At 65.9% G+C, this 25,113-nt stretch carries 22 protein-coding genes and 1 pseudogene; 12 read left to right on the top strand and 11 right to left on the bottom strand.

The genetic code is table 11. The features are described 5' to 3' along the window. Positions 1 to 106 precede the first annotated feature (106 nt). Entirely contained in the window at positions 107 to 739 is a 633-nt protein-coding gene (locus DK26_RS01115; protein ID WP_066467498.1) for a hypothetical protein, read from the bottom strand. Continuing rightward, the gene (locus tag DK26_RS01110) at positions 736 to 1,080 is read right to left on the bottom strand and encodes a DUF6634 family protein (protein WP_066467496.1); all 345 of its coding nucleotides are present in this window, start codon (positions 1,078 to 1,080) and stop codon (positions 736 to 738) included. Before DK26_RS01110 ends, DK26_RS01115 begins: the two co-directional genes overlap by 4 nt. 258 nt (positions 1,081 to 1,338) lie before the next feature. On the opposite strand from DK26_RS01110, the gene DK26_RS01105 reads away from it, so the two are divergent. The 3 genes from DK26_RS01105 (at position 1,339) to DK26_RS01095 (ending at position 3,680) form a co-directional block, all read left to right on the top strand. Then, positions 1,339 to 1,683: a hypothetical protein gene (locus DK26_RS01105; protein ID WP_066467494.1), complete on the top strand. Its 345-nt coding sequence runs from the start codon at positions 1,339 to 1,341 to the stop codon at positions 1,681 to 1,683. Between the two features lie 222 nt (positions 1,684 to 1,905). After that, positions 1,906 to 2,811 (top strand): hypothetical protein, encoded by a 906-nt coding sequence (locus DK26_RS01100; RefSeq protein WP_157089446.1) that lies wholly within the window; start codon positions 1,906 to 1,908, stop codon positions 2,809 to 2,811. 107 nt (positions 2,812 to 2,918) lie between these two features. Next, positions 2,919 to 3,680 carry a DNA-binding protein gene (locus DK26_RS01095; protein WP_066467490.1) on the top strand — a complete coding sequence of 254 codons (762 nt, stop codon included), beginning with the start codon at positions 2,919 to 2,921 and terminating at the stop codon, positions 3,678 to 3,680. A 42-nt stretch (positions 3,681 to 3,722) separates the two neighbouring features. On the opposite strand, the gene DK26_RS01090 is transcribed toward DK26_RS01095, so the two are convergent. Beyond that, on the bottom strand, positions 3,723 to 5,417 hold the full coding sequence (locus tag DK26_RS01090; protein ID WP_184231761.1) for a recombinase family protein: 1,695 nt from the start codon (positions 5,415 to 5,417) through the stop codon (positions 3,723 to 3,725). A 114-nt stretch (positions 5,418 to 5,531) separates the two neighbouring features. Between DK26_RS01090 and DK26_RS01085 the strand changes: the two are divergent. From DK26_RS01085 to DK26_RS01075, 3 genes and pseudogenes are all read left to right on the top strand, one after another. After that, positions 5,532 to 6,431 (top strand): annotated as a pseudogene (locus tag DK26_RS01085) (ATP-binding protein); the annotation flags it as partial. Positions 6,432 to 6,551: 120 nt separating this feature from the next. Further along, on the top strand, positions 6,552 to 8,624 hold the full coding sequence (locus DK26_RS01080; RefSeq protein WP_248309836.1) for an ATP-binding protein: 2,073 nt from the start codon (positions 6,552 to 6,554) through the stop codon (positions 8,622 to 8,624). 164 nt (positions 8,625 to 8,788) lie between these two features. Further along, positions 8,789 to 9,745, top strand: coding sequence for a GNAT family N-acyltransferase (locus DK26_RS01075; protein ID WP_066467484.1), 957 nt, complete (start codon positions 8,789 to 8,791; stop codon positions 9,743 to 9,745). A 7-nt stretch (positions 9,746 to 9,752) separates the two neighbouring features. Here the strand turns inward: DK26_RS01075 and DK26_RS01070 are convergent, their stop codons facing one another. The 3 genes from DK26_RS01070 to DK26_RS01060 are packed head-to-tail and all read right to left on the bottom strand — an operon-like array spanning position 9,753 to position 12,444. After that, the gene (locus DK26_RS01070; protein ID WP_066467482.1) at positions 9,753 to 10,619 is read right to left on the bottom strand and encodes an SDR family oxidoreductase; all 867 of its coding nucleotides are present in this window, start codon (positions 10,617 to 10,619) and stop codon (positions 9,753 to 9,755) included. Further along, positions 10,616 to 11,728, bottom strand: coding sequence for a tRNA epoxyqueuosine(34) reductase QueG (gene queG / locus DK26_RS01065; RefSeq protein WP_066467476.1), 1,113 nt, complete (start codon positions 11,726 to 11,728; stop codon positions 10,616 to 10,618). The genes DK26_RS01070 and queG overlap by 4 nt, the downstream gene beginning before the upstream one ends. A gap of 23 nt (positions 11,729 to 11,751) precedes the next feature. Then, the gene (locus DK26_RS01060) at positions 11,752 to 12,444 is read right to left on the bottom strand and encodes a glutathione S-transferase family protein (protein ID WP_066467472.1); all 693 of its coding nucleotides are present in this window, start codon (positions 12,442 to 12,444) and stop codon (positions 11,752 to 11,754) included. 243 nt (positions 12,445 to 12,687) lie between these two features. Here DK26_RS01060 and DK26_RS01055 point away from each other — a divergent pair, with 243 nt between their 5' ends. Further along, positions 12,688 to 13,485, top strand: coding sequence for an undecaprenyl-diphosphate phosphatase (locus DK26_RS01055; protein ID WP_066467471.1), 798 nt, complete (start codon positions 12,688 to 12,690; stop codon positions 13,483 to 13,485). Positions 13,486 to 13,491: 6 nt separating this feature from the next. Here the strand turns inward: DK26_RS01055 and DK26_RS01050 are convergent, their stop codons facing one another. Further along, a complete protein-coding gene (locus DK26_RS01050) occupies positions 13,492 to 14,406 on the bottom strand; it encodes a LysR family transcriptional regulator (protein WP_066467470.1) in 915 nt (304 codons plus the stop codon). An 86-nt stretch (positions 14,407 to 14,492) separates the two neighbouring features. On the opposite strand from DK26_RS01050, the gene DK26_RS01045 reads away from it, so the two are divergent. Together DK26_RS01045 and DK26_RS01040 are read left to right on the top strand one after the other, a co-directional pair. Continuing rightward, a complete protein-coding gene (locus DK26_RS01045) occupies positions 14,493 to 15,695 on the top strand; it encodes a 4-oxalomesaconate tautomerase (RefSeq protein WP_282568018.1) in 1,203 nt (400 codons plus the stop codon). Beyond that, on the top strand, positions 15,628 to 16,614 hold the full coding sequence (locus tag DK26_RS01040) for a tripartite tricarboxylate transporter substrate binding protein (RefSeq protein ID WP_248309835.1): 987 nt from the start codon (positions 15,628 to 15,630) through the stop codon (positions 16,612 to 16,614). The genes DK26_RS01045 and DK26_RS01040 overlap by 68 nt, the downstream gene beginning before the upstream one ends. Positions 16,615 to 16,618: 4 nt before the next feature. Here DK26_RS01040 and nth read toward each other — a convergent pair whose 3' ends face one another. Beyond that, positions 16,619 to 17,320 (bottom strand): endonuclease III, encoded by a 702-nt coding sequence (nth, locus tag DK26_RS01035; RefSeq protein WP_066467468.1) that lies wholly within the window; start codon positions 17,318 to 17,320, stop codon positions 16,619 to 16,621. A 26-nt stretch (positions 17,321 to 17,346) separates the two neighbouring features. Between nth and DK26_RS01030 the strand changes: the two genes are divergently transcribed. Continuing rightward, positions 17,347 to 17,880: a DUF2244 domain-containing protein gene (locus tag DK26_RS01030; RefSeq protein WP_248309834.1), complete on the top strand. Its 534-nt coding sequence runs from the start codon at positions 17,347 to 17,349 to the stop codon at positions 17,878 to 17,880. A 5-nt stretch (positions 17,881 to 17,885) separates the two neighbouring features. Further along, a complete protein-coding gene (locus tag DK26_RS01025) occupies positions 17,886 to 18,410 on the top strand; it encodes a hypothetical protein (protein WP_066467465.1) in 525 nt (174 codons plus the stop codon). A 157-nt stretch (positions 18,411 to 18,567) separates the two neighbouring features. Here the strand turns inward: DK26_RS01025 and DK26_RS01020 are convergent, their stop codons facing one another. Then, positions 18,568 to 19,176, bottom strand: a complete 609-nt coding sequence (locus DK26_RS01020; RefSeq protein ID WP_066467687.1) for a 2-hydroxychromene-2-carboxylate isomerase — start codon at positions 19,174 to 19,176, stop codon at positions 18,568 to 18,570. A 266-nt stretch (positions 19,177 to 19,442) separates the two neighbouring features. On the opposite strand from DK26_RS01020, the gene DK26_RS01015 reads away from it, so the two are divergent. After that, a complete protein-coding gene (locus DK26_RS01015) occupies positions 19,443 to 20,675 on the top strand; it encodes an argininosuccinate synthase (protein ID WP_066467686.1) in 1,233 nt (410 codons plus the stop codon). Positions 20,676 to 20,776: 101 nt separating this feature from the next. Here the strand turns inward: DK26_RS01015 and DK26_RS01010 are convergent, their stop codons facing one another. Together DK26_RS01010 and DK26_RS01005 are read right to left on the bottom strand one after the other, a co-directional pair. Next, positions 20,777 to 22,630 carry a potassium transporter Kup gene (locus DK26_RS01010; RefSeq protein WP_248309842.1) on the bottom strand — a complete coding sequence of 618 codons (1,854 nt, stop codon included), beginning with the start codon at positions 22,628 to 22,630 and terminating at the stop codon, positions 20,777 to 20,779. 242 nt (positions 22,631 to 22,872) lie between these two features. Beyond that, a complete protein-coding gene (locus DK26_RS01005) occupies positions 22,873 to 25,074 on the bottom strand; it encodes an esterase-like activity of phytase family protein (protein ID WP_066467463.1) in 2,202 nt (733 codons plus the stop codon). Between the last annotated feature and the right edge of the window lie 39 nt (positions 25,075 to 25,113).

Raw genomic sequence — 25,113 nt, 5'->3', positions numbered from 1 at the left:
TTCGATGTCGATGGAAAGCTGAGATGTCTGTTGCCCAGACACGTAGGCGGGGCGGAGTCGTGGACTCATGAGGTAGCAGGTAGCAGATGACGATACCTGCTACCTGCTACCCATGAGATGAGCTTGCAGGCTGCATCCAGGGGATGGATGACACAGGTGCGTAGGGGTGAAGACGCACCTGGCTATTTAGGGAGAGTGGTTTGGAGGCGTCGAAATGAAGGACGCCGGCGGAAACGAGCTTGAGAGCGGCATCGCAGCTGTCTTGGCTGGCCTCGCATCGCCTCACGCATTCCATGAGAGGCGCGTGGCCAACATCGAGGAGGAAGTCGACGACGCGGGCCTCGTCGAGAGGATGGACTTCCGCGCGTGCGCACCGGGCGATCTGCTGCGCGTTGGACCAGGCAGGCTCGGACTGGAGCGCTTCGCTGGTCGTGGAGAACAGCCAGATGTTGCGGCTCGCGAGGATACGATCGGCTTCGAGCCAGCTCTGGCGGAGATGGCTGCTGCTGGCGAAGTCGTGGGCTTTGACGGCGATGACGAAGACGCCGACTTCGTGGCGCAGGAGATATGCTGAAAGGCCGTGGAAGGCATCGGCTCTGTGGGGCGGCAGGATGGAGTTGAAGTCGAAGCTGGCGAAGGAATGAGCGCGGGGGTCTGCCTCCATATGGATGATGAGTTGGCGGCCGCCGTCGCAATTGACTTCGAATGACCCGGCCGCCTTGGAGGGGTGCAGTTTCACGGCACGGTCCTCCGCCGGGGAAGCGCTTCCGGCAATGGCCCGCCTTCCAGCCGATAGAAACGGGAGAAGGTGCGAGCCCACTTGCCGTGCGGGTCGACGCAGAAGAGCTGGGATGTGGTGACCAGCTTGGTGCCGAGGCGGGGATGGCCTTCGGCCAGACCGATAAGGCACGGGACCTGGTGCTGGCCGATCATGAAGCTGCGCATGACGACCGCTTCCTCGAGGTCCTGCGGGGTGGGCCGCGTTCCGGCGATTATGTCGGTCAGATCGTCAGTGAGCATCTGGAGGAGGCGAATCCTCTCCAATGCTCCCGCGCGCATTTGCGGGTTGTCGAACGGCATTCTCGATCTCCAGTTGGTGGACGGGCAGCGTGAATCTTCGCGGCGGGAGCGAGGCTCGACCGGGAGCGGTTAGCAAGGATTGAGCTACACCAATTTGGTGCAATCCATGACTCGATCATGAATCGACACCCGTCGAGCACGGATTGATCTCAACGTCTCATTAACTCTGTGGCTTGCACCCTCGGGAAAGAGTGGTGATCGTGCAGGCACAAGACTGGCCGGCTGATTCACACCACTGCTCGACGCAACAGGAAGCAGATGGACGGAGCTGCCTTCAAAGAGGCACTGGCCTCGCTGGGCCACACGCAGTCCAGCTTCGCCCGTGAATACAGACTACCCATTCGCACGGTACAAAACTGGGCGAAGGACGGGCCTCCTGATCACATGGACCTAATCCTGAGTGTCCTGGTGCGTCAGAAGATTGAATCCCCGTCATCACTCCAATGGAGTTCAAGCGAGGCCGCCATGTTGGACGCCGCTCGTGCCCTCGATGTCACCCTTCGGGCGGTGCTGCTTCGTGCCACCAAGGCGGGTTGGCCCAAGGACGTCGCCGTTGCGGGGTTCCTAGCGTGGTCCACGATGCAGATCGCCAACAAGGGCTGATCGAACCTGCGCCCACCATAACTGGAAGAAAGTTTCCAAAGCGTTAACTCGTTCCTCTAGCATGCAAGATGCTGTCTAGTCCCCCTTTGCCGGGCGAGGACGGACCCCCCTCGTGGCTCCACGGGCCACTGCGGGATTGGCCCGAATACACCCTTGGTCGCGATGGCGTTGGACGCGACCGCCTGTAACAAGTAGGCGACGTAGCGTCAGGGGGTGAGAGCGGTGACGGGTGGCCTCATCCGCGGAGTAGCAGCGCTGCTCCTCTTGTGCAGCATCGGCGGATGCGCGAACGAGTTCGCAGCGCGGGAGGCGATAACGGCCGATCAGATCCAGCGTGTCGTCGACGATCTGAAGCGGCAGGTCAGCATCTATGTCGCCTACCAGAACTCCCGAGAAGGTCGCCAACGACTAGTCGAGCAGTCCTCAACGAACCCGTGCGGCAACGGCCTGATCGACTTCGATATCAAAAGCGTCAAGATCACCCTGCTCATGACCACGGAGAAAAGCGGTTCTCTGGGGCTCGACGTAGCCCCGATCCCTGTCGGCGGGGCCACTTTGGGCGGAGGCTTCTCGTTCTCATCCTCGCGGGCCGATACGCAGGAGCTCACGTTTTCGGCGTCGCCTCTCAAAAATTCGAATTTTCGATATGTTGGCCAGGAGAATGTGGAGACCGCGCCAATCGCCGGCGCCCTCATCAATCTGCGAGACAGCCTCATCAAGAGCAGCAAGGTCGAAAACCGCATCTGCTTCCAAACCAGCAACGCTGACAACACCTTCAAACTTGGCGTCACCTTGAGCTCAAAATTCGGCGCTGATGGCACCTTGGGTGTAGCGCCGCTTGCCGTCACCGCATCGGGCGAAACCAAGGGCTCGACCGGAAATACTCTCGTCGTGACGTTCGTACCGTCGAAGCCGAGGACGATATGGCTCACCGGCGGAGGGAAAGGCGGTTACAGCGGCAATGACAATCAGGTCTGGGGCGGGAACAACCCGCTTCCGGCGAAAGTCGAACTGCCCACTCCTGAGGCCACACCCGGGACAGTTCGTGGAACCGGCCAAAACTGTCCGCCCGGTTCCAATCGGCCCGATTGCCGCGGAACATTCGGATCCCCGGGACCAAAAATGTAGTCCGAGCGCTGAGCCCCAAAGGTTCGATATCGCTATTGTTCGTTTCACTGGCTTTGACGCGCTGTTCATTCCTTCTCGGTTAGCTCGGGACAACCGAGGGAGCGGGTATGCCCACCAAGTCCGAAGTCTGGTTAGCCGCGGACGCCTTGCGGGCCAAGAACGAGTTGGTCTCGATCCGGACCGTGCGGCCGACGCTCCGTAACGGAGGGTCATATCGGGATATCGGACCTCACCTGGCGACTTGGAAAAAAGCGCGGACCTACCAGCCGGGAATTGAACTCGCTGGCTTGCCCGATTTTCTCCAAACCAAGGTTGTTCAAGCGGCATCGGAAATGTGGGAGGCCGCCATGCAGGCTGCCACAAAGCACCTCGAAACCGCTCGGGAGCAGGCGGCTGCTGGAGTTGCGATCGAACGGGAGCTTCGCGACGAAGCCCTGGCTGCCACCGACAAGCTGGAGTTCGAAATCTCAATTCTGCGGCGGGATGTCGAGAGGCTCACAGCCGAGCTCGACGAGGCAAAATCCAAGGCGGACAGCTTCCAAGCTGAGCTGATGCGGATTCGATCGGACCCGCCAGATCCCACGCGGGCTCGAAAGGAGGCTCGTGAGAAGTCGCGGAAGGCGTGGGACAAACTGATACGCGAGCTTGGAGAAATCCTACGCCGGTTGCCTGCCGACAGTGCTGGCCTGACCCTCGACGAATTGCTCGAAGCGATAACGCCAGAAATGCGGCAGTTCGCCCACAGCAAGGGCCAAGAGATTGACCGCAGGACCCTGCAGAAGAAAATCGCGACGCGGGTCTTACACGGCAAGTACGTCACGAGGGTCGGCGACTATTACCAGGGGATCGTTGAAGACGAGCCCGTTTAGAGGTGCGGGCTGGGCCTTTGGGGACCCCTACAGCTTCAGCGCTTAACGGAAAGGGAGCCTGACCGGCCCAAGCGCCGCTTGTTCAGCTGCAAAGACCTCCTCAGCTTCCTCGCGTTCGCGCGCATACCTCTCGTTCTCTTTTGCTGAGCGCATGATCACATGGTGCGTGGGCGGGTGCTTGCGAAACCCGCGTTGCACCTCGATTCGGTAGATAACCGCCACCTCGTGCCCCCAGAAGCGGATGCGCTCAATGCTCCATTTTAAGGTCTGGCTGATCTTCGTTCGGAGGTCAGCCGCGGTCTCGGGGGCAGCATCCTTCAGCCGACCGCGCAACTCGGCAATGATCGCCTCATGCTTATCCGGGGTCGGCACACTGTTTTGCTTGGCGAGTTCCGCCTCGAGGGCGGCGATCTCCTCGACCAGGGCTCGTTTCCTCTGCTCGTCCGAAGCCAGCGCAGCAATCGCTGACGGCAGCTTGAGTTTGACCGCCTCTAAAAGACCTTCGAAACCAGCCTCGATCTTTCCGATCTCGGCCCGTTTCATTTCTAAAACGACAGCGGCGGAGGAACCGGCCGACGCGTCAAAGTCGGACCAATCGACCTTATAGCCACGATCCAAAACAGCGTCTTCGATGGCATCGGCTCGCCAGCGGGCGGAGTTCTCGCAGCCTGCTCTCCGCTCGAACGACGAGCACATGTAATAGCGCGCCCCCTTTGGGGGCGTGCCCTTGTTGATATGAGACATGCGATGGCCGCATGAGGCGCAATAGACCATTCCTTGAAGCAGGTTGATCATTCGACGGCCGCGCCGACCAGCGGTGCCGCGCCGCGAGAAAGTCGCCGCCGCCGCGAGGGTGAAATCCGAGTCCGAGATCACCCTGGGGAAATAGTCGGGGATCGGATCCCCCTGCGGGGTTCGGTTACCGTCACGATCGGTTGCATGGGACTGAAACTCTCCAAGCACGGCGCGAGAGGTGAGTACCCGAATCAAGTTCGACCGCCCCCATTTGCGACTCCGAAAAGGCGGGATCTTATTGTCATTGAGATGCTGGACGATGCGACGTTGACCGTATCCATCGATCGCCATCCGAAAGATCATTTGAACGACTGCAACGCGTTCAGGCACGGGTTCGATCGTCCGGTTCTTGCCTATCCCTGTGGCCTTCAGCCATCCAGGCAGCCTGGCCGTCAGGATGACACCGTCGTGAGCCTTGTCCCGCTTGGCCATCCAGGCCTCGCGCACGCGGCGTGATTTTTCAGCGGATTCCTGGTTGGCGCGGATGGCGGTTCCCAGCCACAAAAAAAGGGCGCCGGGATTCTTTTCGAGGATCTCCTCGGAATACTCGATGTCATCGTTCAGCGCGACAATGCGGATACCGGCACTGATGATCTGGAACATCAGATTGAACGCCTTGTAGGCGGCATCGCGGCTCAAGCGATCGAGGGATTCCACGAGAAGATATGTGCCCCTCGGGATTCTCCCGCTGCTCACCAGGTTCAGAAAAACCGACAGCTTGCCTTCGAGCGCGTTCTTGCCCCGGAAGGCTGAAACGCCGGCATCCCGGATCGTCTTGTTGATCGGGATGTTGTTCCTTCTCGACCAATCATCGGCCATCTGGAGTTGGCGGCGAACGGTATCACCCTTGACCTGTTCCGGCGTCGAGAAGCGCAGGTACGACACTGCGAACACGCCGTTGGGCGCCGGCTGCTGGGCCTTTTTCGGGTCTGCTTTTGGCATCATGGTCTCGCCGGTTCAATCCTTGGCGTATCGTGCCAAGCCTTGAGAAATCGATAATCAAACCAAGTGCTTGGCCAGATGACGAAGGATTGTAAATTTATAGGTTTTTAGAGTCTGATGAACGGGCCTCCCGGTGCCGGCAAGTCGATGCTGGCCAGCCGGCTGCCCTCGATCCTGCCGCCGCTCGCACCGCGCGAGCTGCTCGAGCTTTCGATGGTGCTCTCCATTGCCGGCTATCTTGCCGATGGGGCGCTGACCGACCGGCGGCCGTTCCGGGCGCCGCATCATTCGGCCTCGATGGCGGCGCTGGTCGGCGGCGGCATCAAAGCGACGCCGGGCGAGGTCTCGCTCGCCCATCATGGCGTGCTCTTCCTCGACGAGTTGCCGGAGTTCCAACCGCAGGCGCTCGACGCGCTGCGCCAGCCCATGGAGACCGGCGAAGTGCTGATCTCACGGGCCAACCACCGTGCCGTCTATCCGGCGCGCTTTCAGCTGGTCGCGGCGATGAACCCTTGCCGCTGCGGCAAGGCGACCGAGCCGGGCTTTGCCTGCCACCGCCAGCCGAATGAGCGCTGCATGGCGCAGTACCAGGCCGGCATCTCCGGGCCGATGCTCGACAGGATTGATATCACCATCGACGTGCCGGCCGTGACGGCCTCGGACCTGATCCTGCCTGCCGCTGCCGAAGGCTCGGCCGAGGTCGCGGCGCGGGTGGCGCAGGCTCGGGCACGTCAGGTCGCGCGCTTCGAGCGGCTCGGGCTCGAAGGTGTCACCAGTAATGCCGGCTGCCCGTCATCGGCGCTCGACGAGGTCGCGCGGCCTGACGCGGCCGGGCTCGCCCTGTTGCGCAACGCGGCCGAGGCGATGCGGCTGACAGCACGCGGCTATCACCGCGTGCTCAAGGTTGCCCGCACGCTCGCCGATCTCGACGGCGAGGAAAAGGTCGGGCGAATCCACCTCGCCGAGGCCCTATCCTATCGCTCGCGGATCGATCAGGCGGCGCAGGCGGCCTGATCGCCGTTCCATGCCAAAAGGTTAACGAAACCATTCGAACCCGCCGCAATCCGGGGCTTTGGCGCGAACCTTTCTTCAACATGGCCCTGCTATACCGGGGCCATGGAGTCCTGGCCTGCCTTGCCTGTCGTCGTCGCCGTCGTAACGTCGCTGCTCGCCGTGCTCTCCGGCTTCGCGGCCCTATGGCTGCTGCGCGAGCGCGGGCGCATCGTGCGCCAGGCCGCGGCAATCGCCGGCGATGTCGAGCGCCTGAACGACCGGCTCTGGGAACTGGCCGACAGCGAGGAGCGCTATCGCAGCCTGATCGAGGCGCAGGGCGACCTGATCGTCCGCCGCAGCGAGGGCCGGATCGTCTATGCCAACGCCGCCTATGCGGCGCTGCTCGGCCTTGACGAGAGTGCGGCCGCCGGCAGCTCGCACCGGCCGCAGGTCCGCATCACCCGGCCGGCGCAAGCCTTGGCCGACGGCGCCCGCATTTTCGACGAGTGCATCGAGACCGAGGCGGGCGACCGCTGGATCTCCTGGGTTGAGACCGTCGTTCCTGTCGCGGCGGGGCAGGCTGTGCTCCAGCGCGTCGGCCGCGACATCAGCGCCCGTATCGCCGGTGAGCGCGCGCTCGAGGAGGCGCGCAGCCGGGCGGAAGAGGCGAGCGCCGCCAAGTCACGCTTCCTCGCCACCGTCAGCCACGAGTTCCGTACCCCGCTCAACGGCATTCTCGGCATGGCCGATCTGTTGGGGGATACAAGGCTCGAGCCGGAGCAGGCGACCTATGTCCGGGCGCTGCGCACCTCGGGCGAGGCGCTGCTCGGCCTGGTCGACGGCATCCTCGATTTCGCCAAGGTCGAGGCCGGCAAACTCGAACTGGCAGACGAACCCTTCGACCTCGCTCTGCTGATCGAGGACGTGACCGAACTGATGGCGCCGCGCGCTCAGGCCAAGGGCATCGAGGTCTCGGCCCTGCTCGCCGCCGACCTGCCGCAGTTCATCCGCGGCGACGCCGAGCGCCTGCGCCAGATCCTGCTCAATCTCGTCGGTAATGCGGTGAAGTTCACCGAACGCGGCGGCGTCGGCATCCAGGCTGAGCGCGATGGCGAGGCGATCCTCGTCGCGGTCGCCGATACCGGCCCCGGCATTCCCGCCGAGCGTCTCGAGAGCATCTTCGAGGAGTTCGAGCAGGTCGAATCCGCGGGCATGCCGACGGCGGGCGGGACCGGGCTCGGGCTCGCGATCGCGCGCCGGCTGGCAGCGGCGATGGGCGGGACGATCCTGGTGGAAAGCACGGTGGGGCAGGGGGCGACCTTCCTGCTGCGCCTGCCGCTTCGTGCGGTCGCCGGGGCAGAAGCTGCCGGCAAAGAGCCGGACTGGCGTGGCAAGCGTCTGCTGATCGCCAGCGGGGCGCCGTTCAGCGCCGGCCATCTCGCGGAGCAGGCCCGCCGTCACGGCGCCACCGTCATCCTCGCCGCCGACCGGCAGGCCGCGCTCGCCCGTCTGAAAGCGGACGCCGCGCCGACGGCGCTGCTGGTCGACCGGGCGTTGCCCGGTGGCGATGTCGAGGGGCTGGCCGAGGCGGCAAGGCAGGCAGGCGTCGCCGAGATCGTCATCATGCTCTCACCGGCCGAGCGCCGTGGCTACGGCTCGCCTTTCACTGCAGGCTTTACCGGTTTCCTGGTCAAGCCGGTGCGCGCCCGGTCTCTGCTGGAGCGGCTCGGCGGCACGCAGCGCCCGCCGGAAACGGCGGCTGCGGCGACCTCTGCCGCGACGCCGGCGCTCGCGAGCGGCCTCCAGGTGCTGGTCGCCGAGGACAACGAGATCAATGCCCTGCTGGTCACGCGGACGCTGGAGCATTTCGGCTGCGTGCCGACCTGGGCGCGCGATGGCGGCGAGGCGGTTCGCCTGGTCGAGGCCGCTCTTGCCGGACAGAGGCCGCCCTTCGCTCTCGCCTTGCTCGACATCCGCATGCCGGTCCTCGACGGTCTCGCCGTGGCCCGTCGCATCCGCGCGGCGGAGCGTGTGCGGGGGGGCGCCCGTCTGCCGATCCTGGCGGTGACCGCCAACACCTCCGAAGAGGATCGGCGCGCTGCGCTGGCGGGCGGCATGGATGATTGTCTGGCTAAGCCGCTTTCGCGCGACGCTCTGCGCGCCTGGGTGGAAAAGCTTGCCGGGGCGGCAAAGACGTCTGCGCGTTCCGCCTGAGGCCATCGACCGCGCCGGGCGATGCCGCAAGGGGGGTCGCCATCGCGTTGCCGATCGGCTATCTCTTGGTCATATCTCTGTCGTAGTTCTGTCGCGATCCCGTTAGACGTTCGGCGCAGTGGTGTCATGCGCCTAGCCGAGGCCTCACAGGGATAAGACCGCAAATGGCGTTCGACGTTCTCCTAGGTCTCCGCCAGCCGGCAAAGCAGAAGCCGGGAGCCTTGCCGCAGCGTGGCAGATTCTCGCCTTTCGGGCTGATGGCCGGTGCCAGGCAGCGCAGTGTCTTCTCCTATCCAGGCCCCGATGCGCTGTCGGGGACGCTCGGCCGTTCGGGCTCGCTCGAGGTCCGTCTGGCGCGCGGCCCGCGCGAGATCTGGCGGGCGCAGCGCCTGCGCTACCGCGTCTTCTACCAGGAGATGTCGGCGAAGCCCGATGTCGTCTCGCGCATGTTCCGGCGCGATGCCGACCGGTTCGATGCCTCCTGCGACCATCTCCTGGTCATAGATCACGCCGCGCGGGGCCGCTTCGGCGGCATAAAGCCCAAGGTCGTCGGCACCTACCGGCTGATGCGCGAGCAGGCGGCCTGGCGGCTCGGCGGCTTCTACAGCCAGTCGGAATTCGACATCGAGCCGATGATCGCGCGCCATCCCGAGTTGCGCTTCCTTGAGCTCGGCCGTTCCTGCGTGCTCAAGCCCTACCGCACCAAGAAGACGGTGGAGCTGCTCTGGCACGGCATCTGGGCCTATGTCCGCCATCACCGCATCGACGCCATGTTCGGCTGCGCCAGCTTCGACGGCGTCGACCCCGATACGCTGGCGCTGCCGCTCTCCTTCCTGCACCATCACGCCACCGCCCAGGGCGAATGGCGCGTCGTGGCCAAGCCGGAGCGCTATGTGGCGATGGACCGTCTGCCTGCCGGCATGGTCGACGCCAAGGCTGCGCTGAAGAGCCTGCCGCCGCTGGTGAAGGGCTATCTGCGCCTCGGCGCCCGCTTCGGCGCCGGCGCCGTGATCGACCGCCAGTTCGGCACGACCGATGTGCTGGTGATCGTGCCGGTGGCCTCGATCGACCAGCGCTATCTCGATTATCTCGACGGCGAGGCCGGGCGCTACGCCGCCTGAGGCGTCTCTATTCGCCGTTCGCCGCGAGGTCGCGCAGCGCCTGGCGGTACTCCGGATAACGGAAGCTGTAGCCAAGTTCGCGCTTCAGCAACGCGTTCGAGACCCGCTTGTTCTCGCCATAGAAGCTCGCCGCCATCGGCGAGAGCTTGGCGGGATCGAAGGGCGTTTCCGGCGGCGGCGCCAGCCCGGCGAGTTCGGCGGCGAAGCTGATCACGTCCTGCGGCGGCGCCGGCTCATCGTCGGTGACGTTGTAGATCGCCCCGGCCTGCGGCTTGCCGAGCGAGGCCAGCAGCACCCCGGCGATGTCGTCGACATGGATGCGGTTGAAGACCTGGCCGGGCTTGATCAGCCGGTTCGCGGTGCCGGCGCGCAATTTGGTGATGGCGTTGCGGCCCGGCCCATAGATGCCGGAGAGCCGGAAGATCTGCACCGGCTTGCCGCTGCGTTCGCCCAGGGCGAGCCAGCCCTGCTCGATGTCGAGGCGCTGGCGCGAGCGCCGGCTGGTCGGTCGCGCTTCGGCAGTCTCGTCGATCCAGGCGCCACCATGGTCACCATAGACGCCGATCGTCGAGAGATAGCCGATCCAGCGCAGATTGGCGGCGGTCGCGAGCTTATCGGCCAGCGTCCGCAGTACGGGATCGCCCTCCTCGTCGGGCTGGACGGAGACGAGCACGGCATCGGCTTCCGCCAGCGCGGCGGCCAGCGGCGAGGAAACCGCGAAGCCGCCGAAGACGAGCGTGCGAAGGCCGTCGCGGCTGAGGCTCGCGGCCTTTTCGGCCGAGCGCACCGTGCCAGTGACCTCCCAGCCTTGCGCCAGCGCGGCGCGCGCGAAGAAGCCGGCGGAATAGCCGAGGCCGAGGATGACGAGCTTCATGCAGGTTCCAGCTTTCTGAGATCGGGCCTAGCCCATTCGGTCCGGACATCGGCATCAGGCTCGCAAGCGAGCCTCGCCGGCGCGAGTGCCGCTGCCCGCTCCGGGGCGAGGCGCAGCAGCGCCCAGGTCGCCATCGCCCGCACCAGCGGCGAGGGATCGTCGATGAGCGCCTCGGCGCTCGCCGCCAGCGCCGGCTCGCCGCTGTTACCGATCGCGATCAGCACGTTGCGGATGAAGCGGTCGCGGCCGGTCCGCTTCACCGGCGTGCCGGCGAAGAGCTTGCGGAAGGCGGCGTCGTCGAGCGCCGCGAGCTTGGCGAGCGGCAACGCGTCGAGCTCGTCCCTGAGCGCGAGGCGGGTTTCCTGCGCCGCCTGAGCGAACTTGTTCCATGGGCAGACTGCAAGGCAATCGTCGCAGCCGAAGATGCGGTTGCCGATGCCTTCGCGGAATTCGGTGGCGATGTGGCCCTGATGCTCGATGGTGAGATAGGCGATGCAGCGCCGCGCATCGAGCTGGTAGGGGGCGGGGAAGGCCGCGGTCGGGCAGATGTCGAGGCAGCGCGTGCAGGAGCCGCAATGGTCGCTCTCGGGCGCGTCGGGCGGCAGTTCGGCGGTGGTGTAGATCGCTCCCAGGAAGAGCCAGGAGCCGTGCGTGCGCGAGACCAGGACGGTGTGCTTGCCTTGCCAGCCGAGTCCCGCGGCTTCCGCCAACGGCTTCTCCATCACCGGCGCGGTGTCGACGAAGACCTTGACGTCGACCTCGCCGCGCGCCGCGAGCACGCCGGCGACGCTCTTCAGCTTGCCCTTGATGACGTCGTGATAATCACGCCGACGGGCATAGAGCGAGATCGCACCGCGGTCGCGCTGTCCGAGCACTGCCAGCGGATCGCCTTCACCGGCATAGCTCATGCCGAGCATCACGACGGAACGGGCCTCGGGCCAGAGCACGCCCGGCGCGGCGCGCTCGGCGGTACGTTCGGTCATCCAGGCCATGTCGCCATGGTTGCCGGCGTCGAGCCAACCGGCGAGGCGCGCCGGCGCCTGCGGTATCGAATCGACGGAGGCGACGCGCACCGCCGAGAAGCCTTCGCTTTTCGCCCGCGCGAACACGGCGGCCTTGAGCTTCTCGCCGCTCAGAAGTCCAGGTCGTCGTAATGGGCTGCCGGCGCCATGCCCGGAATCCGGTCGCTGAGCAGCGGCCGGAAGCTCGGTCTGGACTTGATCATGGCGTACCATGCGCGGGCGGCCTCATCCTCATCCCAGGGCACGTCGCCGAGATAGTCGACGCAGGAGAGATGCGCCGCGGCGGCGAGATCGGCATAGCTCAGAACCGAGCCTGCGAGCCAGTTCCGCTTTGCCGTCAGCCAGGCGATATAGCGCAGATGATAGCGGACATTGCCGCGGGCGGCACGGATCGCGCTCATTTCCGGCGGGCCGCCGCCCTCATCGCGGCTCATGAAGCGCTTCATCACCTTCTCCAGCACGAGCGGGGCGGTGATTTCCTCGTTGAACTTGATGTTGAACCAGTCGAGCAGCCGGCGCACTTCGATGCGCTCACCCGGTCCCTCCGGCAGCAGGCGGCGCTCGCCGAGGGCAAGTCCGCGTGTCTCGTCGAGATATTCGGCGATCGGCCCGGCGCCGGGGATCACGAGCCCACTGTCTTCGCGCAGGACGGGCGTCGTCCCGGCCGGGTTGAGCTCGAGGAACTCGCGACGGCGCTCCCATATCCGCTCCTCGACCATCGCGGCGTCGAGGCCGAACTCGCCCAGCACCAGCCGGACGAAGCGCGAATGCGGACAAAGCGGATAATGATGAAGCGTGGCCATCGGTTGCTTGAAACGGAGAATTGGGCTGGAAATGCGACCTGAAGCGCGGTCGCGGGCCTTGCGGAGGCAAAATCCGTATAGGCTCGGCTGCGGTGGCTAACAACCCGGCTATCGGCTATGCGGCGGAATCGGCGCTTTTCCTTCGCCAATTGGTAACCAATTCGCAAAGAGCCTGCGCCATAGCTTTAACGCCCGCGGCGCCGCTTGGTTGCGCCGCGCCTGCCGGCTGAGAAGGACCTTCCGATGAGTGACCTGTTGGTGGCCGCCATCCTCGGCGTCGTCGAGGGGCTGACCGAATTTCTGCCGGTCTCCTCGACCGGACACCTGCTCCTGCTCGGCCATTTTCTCGGCTTCGAATCCAAGGGCAAATCGTTCGAGATCCTGGTCCAGCTCGGCGCGATCCTGGCGATCCTCCTGGTCTATTTCCGCCGCTTGCTCGACATCGCCCTGCGCCTGCGCACCGACCCGGCGGCGCGCCGCTTCGTCATCGGCGTGCTCCTCGCCTTCCTGCCGGCGGCGGCGATCGGCGCGCTCGCCCATGGCTTCATCAAGGGCGTGCTGTTCAACCCGTTCCTGGTCTGCACCACGCTGATCGCCGGCGGGCTGGTCCTGCTTGTCGTCGACGAGCTGGAACTCGAGGTGAAGCACCATGACGCCACCGCCTTCCCGCTGGCGATGTATTTCAAGATCGGCCTGATCCAGTGCCTTGCCATGATCCCGGGCGTCTCGCGCTCGGGCTCGACCATCGTCGGCGCCATGCTGCTCGGCGCCGACAAGCGCGCGGCGGCGGAGTTCTCCTTCTTCCTGGCGATGCCGACCATGGCCGGCGCCTTCGCCTACGATCTGATGAAGAACTACAAGGATCTCACCGCCAGCGACACGCTGCTGATCGGCATCGGCTTCGTCACCGCCTTCATCTCGGCGCTGATCGTCGTCCGCTCCTTCCTCGATTTCGTCTCGAAGCGCGGCTTCACGCCCTTCGCCTGGTGGCGGATCGTCGTCGGCTCGGCCGGGCTCGCTGGGCTCTGGGTTTTCGGCTGAGGCAGGTCACGCAGGACCCGGGACAGGGCCGCGCCAGGTCCCGAGCAGCATTTCGAGGAAGCGCTCGGCGGCCGGCGCCAACCTGACGCCACGCCGCCTGACCACGCCGATCGTGCGCGAGATCTCGGGATCGCGGATCGCCCGCGTCGCGATGGTCGGGTGATCCCGGCCCGGCGTCGCCAGCCGTGGCAGCACCGAGATGCCGAGCCCGGCCTCGACCAGGCCGAGCGAGGTCGAGAGGTGGGTGACCTCGAATGACCAGTCGAGCCTGACCCCGACCTTGACCAAGGCCGAATCCAGGATGGCGCGATTGCCGCTCGCCCGACTGACCGTGACCAGCGGATGGCCTTCGAGATCGGTCCAGGCTACTGCGGGCCGGTCGGCGAGCACATGGTCGCGCCGGCAGGCCAGCACGAACGGGTCCTCCAGCAGCGGCTCGAAGGTGAGTTCGGCATCGGAGCCGCCGAGCAGATTGATGCCGAATTCGACCTCGCCGCGCGCCACCGCCTCGAGCCCGTCATTCGCCGAGAGATCGAGGATCCGGAAGCGGATGTTGGGGTATTGCTCGCTGAAGCGCGCGATCACCGAGGGCAGGAAATAGAAGGCCGCGGTGGGGATGCAGGCTAGCGCGATCTGTCCGGCGCGTCGGCCGCCGAGATCGCGCATCGCGAAGATCGAGGTGTCGAATTCGTCGAGCATGCGGCGGACCAGGGGCAGCATCTCGCGCCCGACCATGGTCAGCGCGACGCGCCGCGTCGTCCGCTCGAGCAGGGCGGCGCCGACCGCCGCTTCGAGCCGCTGGATCCGCCTGCTCAGCGCCGGCTGCGACATGTTCAGGGCTTCGGCTGCCCGGTGGAAGCCGCCGAGCTCGACCACGGCGACGAAGGCGCGCAGATCCAGTGCTTCAAAATTGATGCTCATCACGTATCAATAGCGCCGATCTCTGCATTTCACAGCAGTTGTCGGATTTGGAATGACAGAGGCATCGCAATTGCCGGGGCTCGCCCTTGTCCGCTCCCTTCCAGCTTCAGCATGCCAAGGCCCTGCGCATTCCCTGCGTGCTGATGCGCGGCGGCACCTCGCGCGGCCCGTTCTTCCTCGCAGCCGATCTACCGAAGGAGCCGGCGGCGCGTGCCGGCGTGCTGCTCGCCGTGATGGGTTCGCCGCATATGCTGCAGCTCGACGGGCTCGGCGGCGGCAATTCGCTGACCAGCAAGGTCGCGATCGTCAGTCGCTCGGCCCGGGCCGACGCTGATGTCGACTATCTCTTCGCGCAGGTCGCGGTCGACCGTGCGCTGGTCGATCTCGGTCCGAACTGCGGCAACATGCTCGCCGCCGTCGGGCCTTTCGCCATCGAGGCCGGGCTGGTCCCCGCCCGGGAAGGCGAGACGCCGGTGCGCATCTACAACTGCAATACCGGTGCGCTGGTCGAGGCTCTGGTCAGCACCCCCGGTGGTATCGTCGAATATGACGGCACGACCGCCATTGACGGCGTCGCCGGCACGGCGGCCGCGGTCAAGCTCAACTTCCTGCGCGCCGTCGGTTCCAAGACCGGCGCGCTGCTGCCGAGCGGTAAGGTCCGTGAGACGATCGACGGCGTCCCGATCACCCTGGTCGATTACGCTACGCCGATGCTGCTGCTGCGGGCCGTCGACTTCGGAATCGCGGGCGACGAGACGCCGGCCGAGCTCGATGCCGATGACTATCTGCTGGATCGTCTCGAAGCGATCCGCCGCGAGGCCGGCCGGCGCATGGGCCTCGGCGATGTCGCCGGCCATGTCCTGCCCAAGATCGGGCTGCTTTCGCCCGCCCGCGGCAGCGGCAGCCTGACATCGCGCTATTTCACGCCGGACCGCTGCCATCGCAGCCATGCTGTGACCGGAGCGCTCTGCATCGCCGCGGCGAGTAGGCTCGCCGGCAGCGTCGCCCAGGAGGTGCTTTCGCCGCATCTGGGCTCGCTCGTCACGATCGAGCATCCGAGCGGCACCATCCAGGTCGATCTGGCGCTGGACGAAGCCGGCGAGGTCGTGCGCGCCAGTCTGGTCCGCACCGCGCGCCGCATCTTCGAAGGAAATGTAATCGTCCCCGCAAACGCGATGTTCGCGCTTGCAGAGAGGGCGGAAACGGGAGGAAATCGCAGCCATGACCACGACGCGCCGTCAATTCTGTACCTTAATGGCGAGCCTCGCGGCCGGCACCTGCCTGTCTGAAGCCGCGGCCGCGCAGGCGGTCTTCCCCGAGCGGCCGATGCGGCTGCTCGTGCCCTATGCCGCCGGTGGCGGCACCGATGCGATCGCACGGCTCGTCGCCCAGGGTGTCGGCGAGCGGCTCGGCCAGTCGCTGGTCGTCGAGAACAACGGCTCGGCTGGTGGCAATCTCGCGACGGCGCAGGCGGCTTCGTCCCCGGCCGATGGCTACACCGTGCTGATGGCCAATCAGGGGCCGATGGTGGTCAACCCGCATCTGTTCAAGAACGTCCGGGTCGATCCCTTGTCAGCCTTCGACCCGCTGACGCTGATCTCGGCCGCGCCGTTGGTCGTGGTGGTTGCGGCGGCGTCTCCGCACAAATCGCTCGCCGAACTCGTCGGCCAGGCGCAGAAGAACCCGGGCAAGCTGACCTATGGCTCTGCCGGCAACGGATCCGCCAGCCATCTCGCCACCGTGTTGCTCGCCCAGACGACGCAATTCAACGCGGTGCATGTGCCCTATCGTGGCGCAGGTCCTGCCCTGACCGATCTGCTCGCCGGCAATTCCGACTTCATGGTCACGACGGTGCCTTCGGTGCTCGGCCTGATTGAGGGCGGCAAGGTCAGGGCGCTGGCGGTGACCGGCAAGGCCCGCGCCAAGCTCTTCCCCGAAGTGCCTTCGGTGGCCGAGAGCGGGTGGCCGAATTACGAGGCGACCGCCTGGTACGGTTTCGTCGTACCAAAGGGGACGCCGAAGGAGGTCGCCGCCAGGCTGCGGAACGCAACCGTCGAGACGATCAACAGCGCGCTGATCCGCGAGCGCCTGCAGAACGAGGGTGCCGAGCCGATCGGCAATGCGCCCGAGGAGTTCGCGGCGATGATGGAGGCGGAATCGCGCCGCTGGGCCTCGATCATCCGCGAGGCCCGCCTCGCCATCAACTGAGGCTTCAGGCGATCCGCTTGTCGGCGGAGTCGCAGAGATCGGCGACGATGCAGCTCTCGCAGGCGGGGCGCAGGGCCTTGCAGGTATAGCGCCCGTGCAGGATCAGCCAGTGATGGGCATGCCGGCCGAACTCGGCCGGGATCGCCTTCTCCAGCCCGAGCTCGACCTGCAGCACGTTCTTGCCCGGCGCGATGCGCAGCCGGTTGGCGACGCGGAAGACATGGGTGTCGACCGCATGGGTGATCTCGCCGAAGGCGATGTTGAGCACGACATTGGCGGTCTTGCGGCCGACGCCGGGCAGGCTCTCCAGCGCCTCGCGCGTGGTCGGCACGGCGCTGCCGAATTCGGCGATCAGTTTCTCGCAGAGCGCGATGACGTTCTTCGCCTTGGTGCGGTAGAGCCCGATTGTCTTGACCAGCTCGCGCACCTGATCCTCGCCGAGCGCCAGCATCTTCTCCGGCGTGTCGGCGAGTTCGAACAGCCGCTTCGTCGCCTTGTTGACCCCGGCATCGGTCGCCTGCGCCGAGAGCAGGACCGCGACCAGCAACGTGAAGGCGTTGACATAGTCGAGCTCACCTTTCGGCTCCGGCCTTGCGGTGCGGAAGCGCGTGAAGATTTCGCGGATTTCGGCGGCGTTGCGGGGCTTCGGATTCGTGATCCGCTTGCGCGCCGGCGTGCGCTGCTGGCCCCTGTTCGCTTCGCTCATGGCGGCGTTATAATCGCAGGATGAGCTTGAGCAAGCCCGATCCCGAGAGCGCGGCCACGGCCTTCGCCGCCGTGGCGGAGCGGCCTGTCTTCGACGCGACGATCACGCCGCATCGCTCGCTCGGCCCAGCCGGGTTTCGCCTCGTGATGACGCTGGTCTGCATCACCAGTGTCGTCGCGTCCGTGCCTTTCGTCCTGCTCGGCGCCTGGCCCGTCGCCGGCTTCTTCGGCCTAGACATCCTGGCGCTGTTCATCGCCTTCAAGGTCAATTTCAACGCCGCGCGTGCCTTCGAACGGATCGTCGTTACCCCGCTCGAAATCGTGCTGCGCCAGGTCTCCCATCGCGGCAAGGAAGCGGTCTGGCGCTCCAATCCGGCCTGGACGAAGCTGGAGCGCGAGCATGACGAGGATTACGGGCTGATGCGCCTGGCGCTCGTCTCGCGCGGCCGCAAGGTCGCGGTCGCCGCTGCGCTGTCGCCGCAGGAGCGCGAGGGATTCGCGTCGGCGCTCTCCACCGCCCTGACGAAAGCCCGGCGCGGGCCCGATTTCGAACCTGTCTGACCCGCATGGCGGCGACGATCATCCCGTTGATCGCGCTCGGGTTGATCGTCTTCGTGCTGGTGGCAGCTATCCGCGCCAATCGCGGCCCGCGCGGAAACCTGCCGCCGCAGGATGGCGGGGAGGCCTCGCGCCGTGCCTATGCGCTCAAATTGCGCGATCGGCTCGATCATTCCCTGTTCGGGCCGGTGCTGGCCGGGGAGGTCTGGGACAGGGTGATGCAGCATCCGGTCGAACGCGGCCTGATCCACGAGTTCCATCGCGATTACTGCGGCCATGGCCTGATCCGCACGCAGGCCGGGATCAAGCTCTGCGATATCCTAGACGGCCATCATGCGGGGAATGCGATCGCCGAATGGAGTTCGAGGGAGGAATTCGTCGCCTTCTTCGCCGAGCAGTCGGATTATAGCTGCAGCGGCTGGGACGAGACCTCGCCGGTCTTCGCCACCAGCGATGAATGGCAGCGCAACAACCAGCGCCTGACCCGCGAGAAGCTGCGGCGCTTCCTCTCGGGGCCGATCCTGGCCGAATAGGTCTAGCGTGCTCTACGCGCCCGGAAACGGAGATCACAGGCGGCCATGCCGCAGAGGCCCAGCCATGAGCCCTGCTCTCCGTCGGGCGCGAAGCCGCGATTCGCGCCCGTGACAGGGCCGGATCTTGTCCAGATTGCCGCCTAGCCTTTCGAGGCGCTCAGCGCCCGTCGCGGGCCCAGTCGAGCGCTTCCTCGAGGCGGTCGTCGCCCCAGAACAATTCGCCATCGCCGGTGACGAAGGTCGGCGCGCCGAAGATGCCGAGCGATTTGGCTAGCTCGGTCTCGGCCTTGAGCCGGCCCTTGACCTCCTCGCTGCGCGAAAGCGGGAAGGCAGCCGAGGCATCGGCGCCGGCCTCGCGCAAGGCCGCGGTCAGCACCGCCTCCTCGGCGATATTGCGACCTTCGCAGAACTGGGCCCGGAACAGCGCCTTGGTGAAGCCCGGCATCCAGCCGGCCTCGCGGCCGGCGAGCGCGAGGCGCGCGGCAATCAGCGAATTCTGCGGGAAGATTTCGGGACGCACGATGGTCAGGCCGGAGCGACCGGCGCGGCGCGCCACGTCGCGCCACATGTAGCGTCCCTTGTTGGGGTAGAGATTGAAGGGCGAGCTGGTCCAGCCCTGGGCGGCGAAGATCGGGGCGAGAAGAAAGGGGCGCCAGCGCAGGTCGACTCCGGCCGCCTCGCCGGCAGCCTCGATTCGCAGGGCAGTCAGGCAGGAATAGGTCGAGGCGAACTCATACCAGAAATCCAGAACAGGACGTTTCGTCATCAGCCCCCCCGGCGGAACGAAATCCGGTCCCGCCACATTCATCACATGATCCACCGGCCTGGCCCCCAGGCCGGCTGTACGCTCCCCGGTTCAGGCGCCCTTGCGACGATCCATCACCGGAAGACGCCGCATCGATCAGAAGGTTCCGATTGCGTCGCCCGTAGCCCTGCGATAGTGCGCCCTTACGTCCGAAATACGGCCGTCGACGCCGTATCCTTCTCCCAGGCATGAGCCATCTCATGCAGCCGCAGCAGGAAGATCAGCCTATGGCCGACAAGCGCGTGAACAAGGTCGTGCTCGCCTATTCCGGGGGCCTCGACACCTCGATCATCCTGAAATGGCTGCAGACCACCTATAACTGCGAGGTCGTCACCTTCACCGCCGATCTCGGCCAGGGCGAGGAGCTCGGCCCGGCGCGCGACAAGGCGCTGCTGCTCGGCATCAAGCCCGAGAACATCTTCATCGAAGACCTGCGCGAGGAATTCGTGCGCGACTACGTCTTCCCGATGTTCCGCGCCAACGCCGCCTATGAGGGCGTCTATCTGCTGGGCACCTCGATCGCCCGGCCGCTGATCGGCAAGAAGCTGATCGAGATCGCCGAGAAGGTCGGCGCCGACGCCGTCTCGCATGGCGCCACCGGCAAGGGCAACGACCAGGTCCGCTTCGAGCTCACCGCCTACGCCCTGAAGCCCGACGTCCATGTGATCGCGCCCTGGCGCGAATGGGACCTGCGTTCGCGCGAGCAGCTGATCGCCTTCGCCGAGCAGCACCAGATCCCGATCGCCAAGGACAAGCGCGGCGAGGCGCCGTTCTCGGTCGACGCCAACCTGCTGCACGCCTCCTCGGAGGGTAAGGTGCTCGAGGACCCGGCCGTCGAGGTGCCGGACTATGTCTATTCGCGCACGATCTCGCCGGAGGACGCGCCGGACAAGCCGACCGTGATCACCATCGACTTCGAGCAGGGCGATGCGGTCGCGATCGACGGCCAGAAGCTCTCGCCGGCAACACTGCTGGCCAAGCTCAACGAGCTCGGCCGCGACAACGGCATTGGCCGGCTCGACCTGGTCGAGAACCGCTTCGTCGGCATGAAGAGCCGCGGCATGTACGAGACGCCCGGCGGCACGATCCTGCTCTCGGCGCACCGCGCCATCGAGTCGATCACGCTCGACCGTGGCGCCGCCCATCTCAAGGACCAGCTCATGCCGCAATATGCCGAGCTGATCTATAACGGCTTCTGGTTCTCGCCGGAGCGCGAGATGCTGCAGGCGCTGATCGACAAGAGCCAGGAATTCGTCACCGGCCAGGTGCGCCTCAAGCTCTACAAGGGTGGTGTCCATGTCATCGGCCGCTCGAGCCCCTATTCGCTCTACGACCAAGACCTCGTTACCTTCGAGGAAGGAGCCGTCGCCTACGACCACCGCGACGCCGCGGGCTTCATCAAGCTGAACGCGCTGCGCCTGCGCACGCTCGGCCAGCGCAAGAAGAAGCTCGGCCTCTGAGAGATCGGTTCTTCGGTATCACCTCGTCGTTCCGGCATTCAGGCCGGAGCGGCGAGATGGCCCGCGCCAGCCGGCGCTGACCGCCGGCTGTTCCGTGGAGATCAGATCTCGATCTCGACCCCGACCTCGACGACCTGCTTGGCCGGGATATGGAAATGCGCAGCGGAACGCTCGGCGTTGCGTTGCATAAAGGCGAAGAGCGCCTCGCGCCACATCGCCATGCCGGCGATCTCCTCGCGCGGAATGACCGTCTCGCGGCCGATATAATACGACATCCCAGCGAGATCGACGTCAGGCAGCAGGCCGTGCTCGACGCCGCAGCGCAAGCCGTCCGGGATGCGTGGCGTCTCCATGAAACCGAAATGGATGATCACGCGCGTGACGCTGGGCGCGAGCTCGACCAGCTCGATCCGGTTTTCATCGGAGACGCGCGGAATCTCCTCGAGCTTGCCGGTCACCAGCAGAATGCGCTCGTGCAAAGCGTGGTTGTGGCGGACGAAATGCGTCAGCGAGATCGGCAGCCCACGCGCGGCCGACGCCAGGAAGGCGGCCGTCCCTGGCAGGCGCAGCGGCGGATTCGTCGCCAGCATGTCCAGGAACCCCTTCTCCGGCTCGCGCTGGCGCGCCCGCGCCGCCTCCACCAAAGCGAGGCCACGCCGCCAGGTCAGCATGATCGTCGTCAGCACCAGGGCCAACAGCAGCGGGTACCAGCCGCCCTCGTGCAGCTTCGGCAGGTTCGCCGAGAAGAAGGCGAGGTCGATCAGCAGGAAGAAGCCGTTGACCGCCACGACGAGGATCGGGTTGTAGCCCCATTTCAGCGCGATCAACGCCGCCAGCCCGGTGGTGATCGCCATCAGCAGGGAGACGGCGATGCCATAGGCGCCGGCCAGCGCATCGGAGGAGCGAAACATGAAGACCGAGGTCAGGGTCGCCAGGCAGATCATCCAGTTGACGATCGGGATGTAGATCTGCCCCTTCTGGTCGTCTGCCGTATGCTGGATGTGGATGGCGGGGAAGAGGCCGAGCTGCACGGCCTGCCGGGTCAGCGAGAAGGCGCCGGTGATCACCGCTTGCGAGGCGATGACGGCGGCCGCCGTCGCGAAGAACACCATGGGATAGTGCGCCCAGTCCGGGGCAAGCTGATAGAACGGGTTGGCGATCGCCTCGGGATGGCTCAGCAGCAGGCCGCCCTGACCGAAATAATTGAGCATCAGCGCCGGGAGCACGACGACAAACCAGGCGATGCGGATCGGCATCGGGCCGAAATGGCCCATATCCGCATACATCGCCTCGCCGCCGGTGACCGCCAGGAAAGTTGCGCCCAGCACGGCGAAGCCGACGATCGGCGCGGTGTGGGTGATGAAGTAGAGCGCGTTGAACGGGTTGATCGCGGCCAGGATATCCGGCGCCATCAGGATGCCCCGGATGCCGAGCAGCGCGAGGGCGATGAACCAGAGCAGCATGATCGGCCCGAACAGCTTGCCGATGAAGCCGGTGCCCTTGCTCTGCACGAGGAAGACGCCGATCAGGATCGTCGCGGTCAACGGAACGATGGCCGGCGCCAGGAACGGCGCATCGACCTTGAGACCTTCGATCGCGCTCAGCACCGAGATCGCCGGCGTGATGGCGCCGTCGCCATAGAGCAGCGCGGCGCCGACGAGACCGACCACCAGCACATAGGCCCGTGCCGAGCCCGGCTTGGCATGGCGCGCCTTGAGCAGGGCCAGCATCGCCATGATGCCGCCTTCGCCGCGATTGTCGGCGCGCATGATCAGCAGCGAATATTTGAGCGAGATGACCAGGATCAGCGCCCACAGGATCATCGAGACGCAACCGACGACGGCGCCCGGCTGCAAGGCCCCGCCGGCGCTCGCAGCGCGGGCGGCCTCCTTGAGCGCATAGAGCGGGCTGGTGCCGATATCTCCGTAGACGACGCCGAGTGCGCCGAGCGTCAAGGCTGGGACGGAGCCATGTTGCTCGCCATGAGACGGCGAGCTGCTCTGTGACAGAACCCCCTGGGTCATGCGCCACTCTCCCGCTTTTGTGGGAGTAGCGCATGCGCCGGCCGCGACAGCAAGATGCCTGTCGGCCAACGCTCCTTCCGGCAAGGCGCGTCGTCATTCCGGCCGCCGCGGACACGCGCAGCGCCGGAATGACTGGGTCGTTCGACGCAGTCGGGGACGACGCCCCGCGGGGCTTACTTCGTAAGCTTGCCGAAGGCGAAGAACTGCGTCTCGCCTGAGGAATCGTCGACGCCGTCATTGTCGGTGACGACGAAGAGGCTACCGTCCTTGTCGAGCGCCATGCCCTCGACCTTGTCGAGCCCGTAGCCGCCGAGCTTCATCAGCTCCGGCGTCAGATCGCGCAGCAGCTTCTTCTCGACCGTCGGAATATCGGCGGCACCCAGCGGAGCGGGCTTCAGGCCCTTCACCGAGAAGGTCGCCAACGTCTTCACAGCCTTGGCACCAAACTGGTTGTCGCGCTCGATCACGGCAAAGGTTTCGTCGCCGAGATAGGTCAGCTCCGAGAGGCCCATCCAGGTGCCGGCCGCCGGCGCGCTCAGCGGATAGTGCAGCACGCCCCAGCTCTTGTCGGCGGGCTTGTAGCTCAGGATCTTGGCCTTGCCCTTGGGATCGTCCTTCCATTCGCGCTGGACCGCGAGCCAGACCGTTTCGTCCGCGCCCGTGCCGGTGACGGCGACGCCCTCGAAGCCGAAGCGCGAGGCCTGCTTCTCCAGTTCCTCCGGCAGAACGATCTCCTCCTCGACCTCGCCCTTGGCGGAGGCGCGCAAGAGGATGTTCTTCGTCGGCTTCTCCTTGTGCTCGGGATTGCCCTCCGAGGCGAGCCAGAAGCCTCCACCAGGACGCGCTGCTATGCCTTCGAGGTCGTAGGCGGCGGGCTTGCCGTCCTTGCTGAGCGTCAGCGCGCCGGTGATCGTCGCCGGCTTCGCCGTCGCGTCGATCTCGAGAATGCGCGAGGGTGAATAGGCGCTGTCGGTGACGGCGACGAGTCGGCCTGCCAGCTCCGGATGGGCGGCGAGACCTGACAGCGCGCCCCAGCCGAGCGGGATGCCATCGACATCAGCGGACCAGATGGTCGGATAGGCGGCCGGCGCCTCGCCGCGCTGATAGATTGTCACGGCCGAGCGTGGCCCGCCCTTCTCGCCGAGATCGACCTCGGAAGCCGAGACGAAAAGATTGCGCTGCGGGATGGCGAGCAGGCCCTCGGGCGCGATCCCGCCCGGCAGCGCCTGGAGATAGCGCGGGGCACGGCCCGGCCCCTCATCCTTGAAGACGAGCACGAGCGAGGCCCGCTCCAGTCCGACGAAGATCAGCCGGTCATTGCCATAGGTTCCGACCTCGATGCCTTCGGGCTCGCTGCCCTTGGCGGCCGAGCGACGCTCGGGATAGTGCCCGAGCCTGATCGCGATATGATCGACCAAGGAGCCGGAATCGAACTCGACCGTGCCATCCTTACGGAAGATCGTGAAGCCGCGCGAGCCGCCCTTCCAGTCGCCCTCATTGGCGGTGACGAAGCGGTCATTGTCGAGCCAGCGCACCGCGTCGGGCTCGCGCGCAACGCCCTTCAATTCCTCGACCGGAGCGATCTGGCCGTCGCGGGTCTTGTCGATGTTCTTGAGATCGACCGCACCTGCCGGGAAATGCGCGACCAGCTTGCCGGTCCTGGTGTCGACGATGGCGAGATGGTTGTTCTCCTGCAGCGTCACCACAGCGAGCCCGTCCTGGTTGACGTCGACGAATTCCGGCTCGGGGTCGGTCGGCTCGACGGCGGCGATGCCGGTCAGGTCGACGATCTGGCGCGAGGCGCAGTCGGCCTCGCCATCCTTGATACCGATCAGCGTGAGGTTGCCGGCTGGGAGCTGCGGCAGCGCGCCCTTGTTCAGCTTCTCGTCTCGCTCGTTCTCGATGGCGATGACGAGCTTGCCCTTGTCCTTGCTCAGCGTGATCGAGTCGGGCTGACCGCCGAGCTCGCAAGTCGCCGTGACCTGCTTCGTCTTCAGGTCGATGGTGGCGAGATGGCCGGCCGGCTGCTTGAAGTTATCGCCGGAGGTGACGACGGCGGCGAAGGCCCGCTCGCCGAGTATGACGACCGAGGTCGGTTCTCCCTCGACCGGCACGAAGACCGTAGGCTTCGGCGCGCTGGCCATGGCGATGTCGATCAGGCCGATGCCCTTCTGCTCCGCATCGGTATAGGCGAGCAGCGTGCCGGCCTCGTTGGCGGCGATGATCTCGGCGACGCTCTTCTTTTTGAGATCGCGGCCGGCCGGGAGGTTGTCGGGCACGGAGAAGGTCGCGATGCGGTTGAACATCGGCTCGGCCAGGGCCGTGCCGCCGAGCAGGAGCGTGGCGAGGGCCGCAAGAGCGAGATGGTTGCGCATGGCACGGGTCCTGTTCCGCGTGAGCCGGGAAAGCGGCGG

The sequence above is a fragment of the Allobosea sp. WAO genome, from assembly GCF_001509835.1.
Taxonomy (GTDB): Bacteria; Pseudomonadota; Alphaproteobacteria; order Rhizobiales; family Beijerinckiaceae; genus Allobosea.
The sequence above is the reverse complement of the archived record's forward strand: the minus strand, read 5'-3'. Positions and strand labels throughout refer to the sequence as shown.

What these genes read in the sequence shown, in the direction of transcription:
- DK26_RS01090 (WP_184231761.1), bottom strand. Translation starts at nt 5,417, where the DNA reads ATGCCAAAAGCAGACCCGAAAAAGGCCCAGCAGCCGGCGCCCAACGGC.
- nth (WP_066467468.1), bottom strand. Translation starts at nt 17,320, where the DNA reads ATGAGCGAAGCGAACAGGGGCCAGCAGCGCACGCCGGCGCGCAAGCGG.
- DK26_RS01005 (WP_066467463.1), bottom strand. Translation starts at nt 25,074, where the DNA reads ATGCGCAACCATCTCGCTCTTGCGGCCCTCGCCACGCTCCTGCTCGGC.
- DK26_RS01095 (WP_066467490.1), top strand. Translation starts at nt 2,919, where the DNA reads ATGCCCACCAAGTCCGAAGTCTGGTTAGCCGCGGACGCCTTGCGGGCC.
- DK26_RS01055 (WP_066467471.1), top strand. Translation starts at nt 12,688, where the DNA reads ATGAGTGACCTGTTGGTGGCCGCCATCCTCGGCGTCGTCGAGGGGCTG.
- DK26_RS01015 (WP_066467686.1), top strand. Translation starts at nt 19,443, where the DNA reads ATGGCCGACAAGCGCGTGAACAAGGTCGTGCTCGCCTATTCCGGGGGC.
- DK26_RS01020 (WP_066467687.1), bottom strand. Translation starts at nt 19,176, where the DNA reads ATGACGAAACGTCCTGTTCTGGATTTCTGGTATGAGTTCGCCTCGACC.
- DK26_RS01040 (WP_248309835.1), top strand. Translation starts at nt 15,628, where the DNA reads ATGACCACGACGCGCCGTCAATTCTGTACCTTAATGGCGAGCCTCGCG.
- DK26_RS01105 (WP_066467494.1), top strand. Translation starts at nt 1,339, where the DNA reads ATGGACGGAGCTGCCTTCAAAGAGGCACTGGCCTCGCTGGGCCACACG.
- DK26_RS01060 (WP_066467472.1), bottom strand. Translation starts at nt 12,444, where the DNA reads ATGGCCACGCTTCATCATTATCCGCTTTGTCCGCATTCGCGCTTCGTC.
- DK26_RS01110 (WP_066467496.1), bottom strand. Translation starts at nt 1,080, where the DNA reads ATGCCGTTCGACAACCCGCAAATGCGCGCGGGAGCATTGGAGAGGATT.
- DK26_RS01075 (WP_066467484.1), top strand. Translation starts at nt 8,789, where the DNA reads ATGGCGTTCGACGTTCTCCTAGGTCTCCGCCAGCCGGCAAAGCAGAAG.
- DK26_RS01070 (WP_066467482.1), bottom strand. Translation starts at nt 10,619, where the DNA reads ATGAAGCTCGTCATCCTCGGCCTCGGCTATTCCGCCGGCTTCTTCGCG.
- DK26_RS01050 (WP_066467470.1), bottom strand. Translation starts at nt 14,406, where the DNA reads ATGAGCATCAATTTTGAAGCACTGGATCTGCGCGCCTTCGTCGCCGTG.
- DK26_RS01025 (WP_066467465.1), top strand. Translation starts at nt 17,886, where the DNA reads ATGGCGGCGACGATCATCCCGTTGATCGCGCTCGGGTTGATCGTCTTC.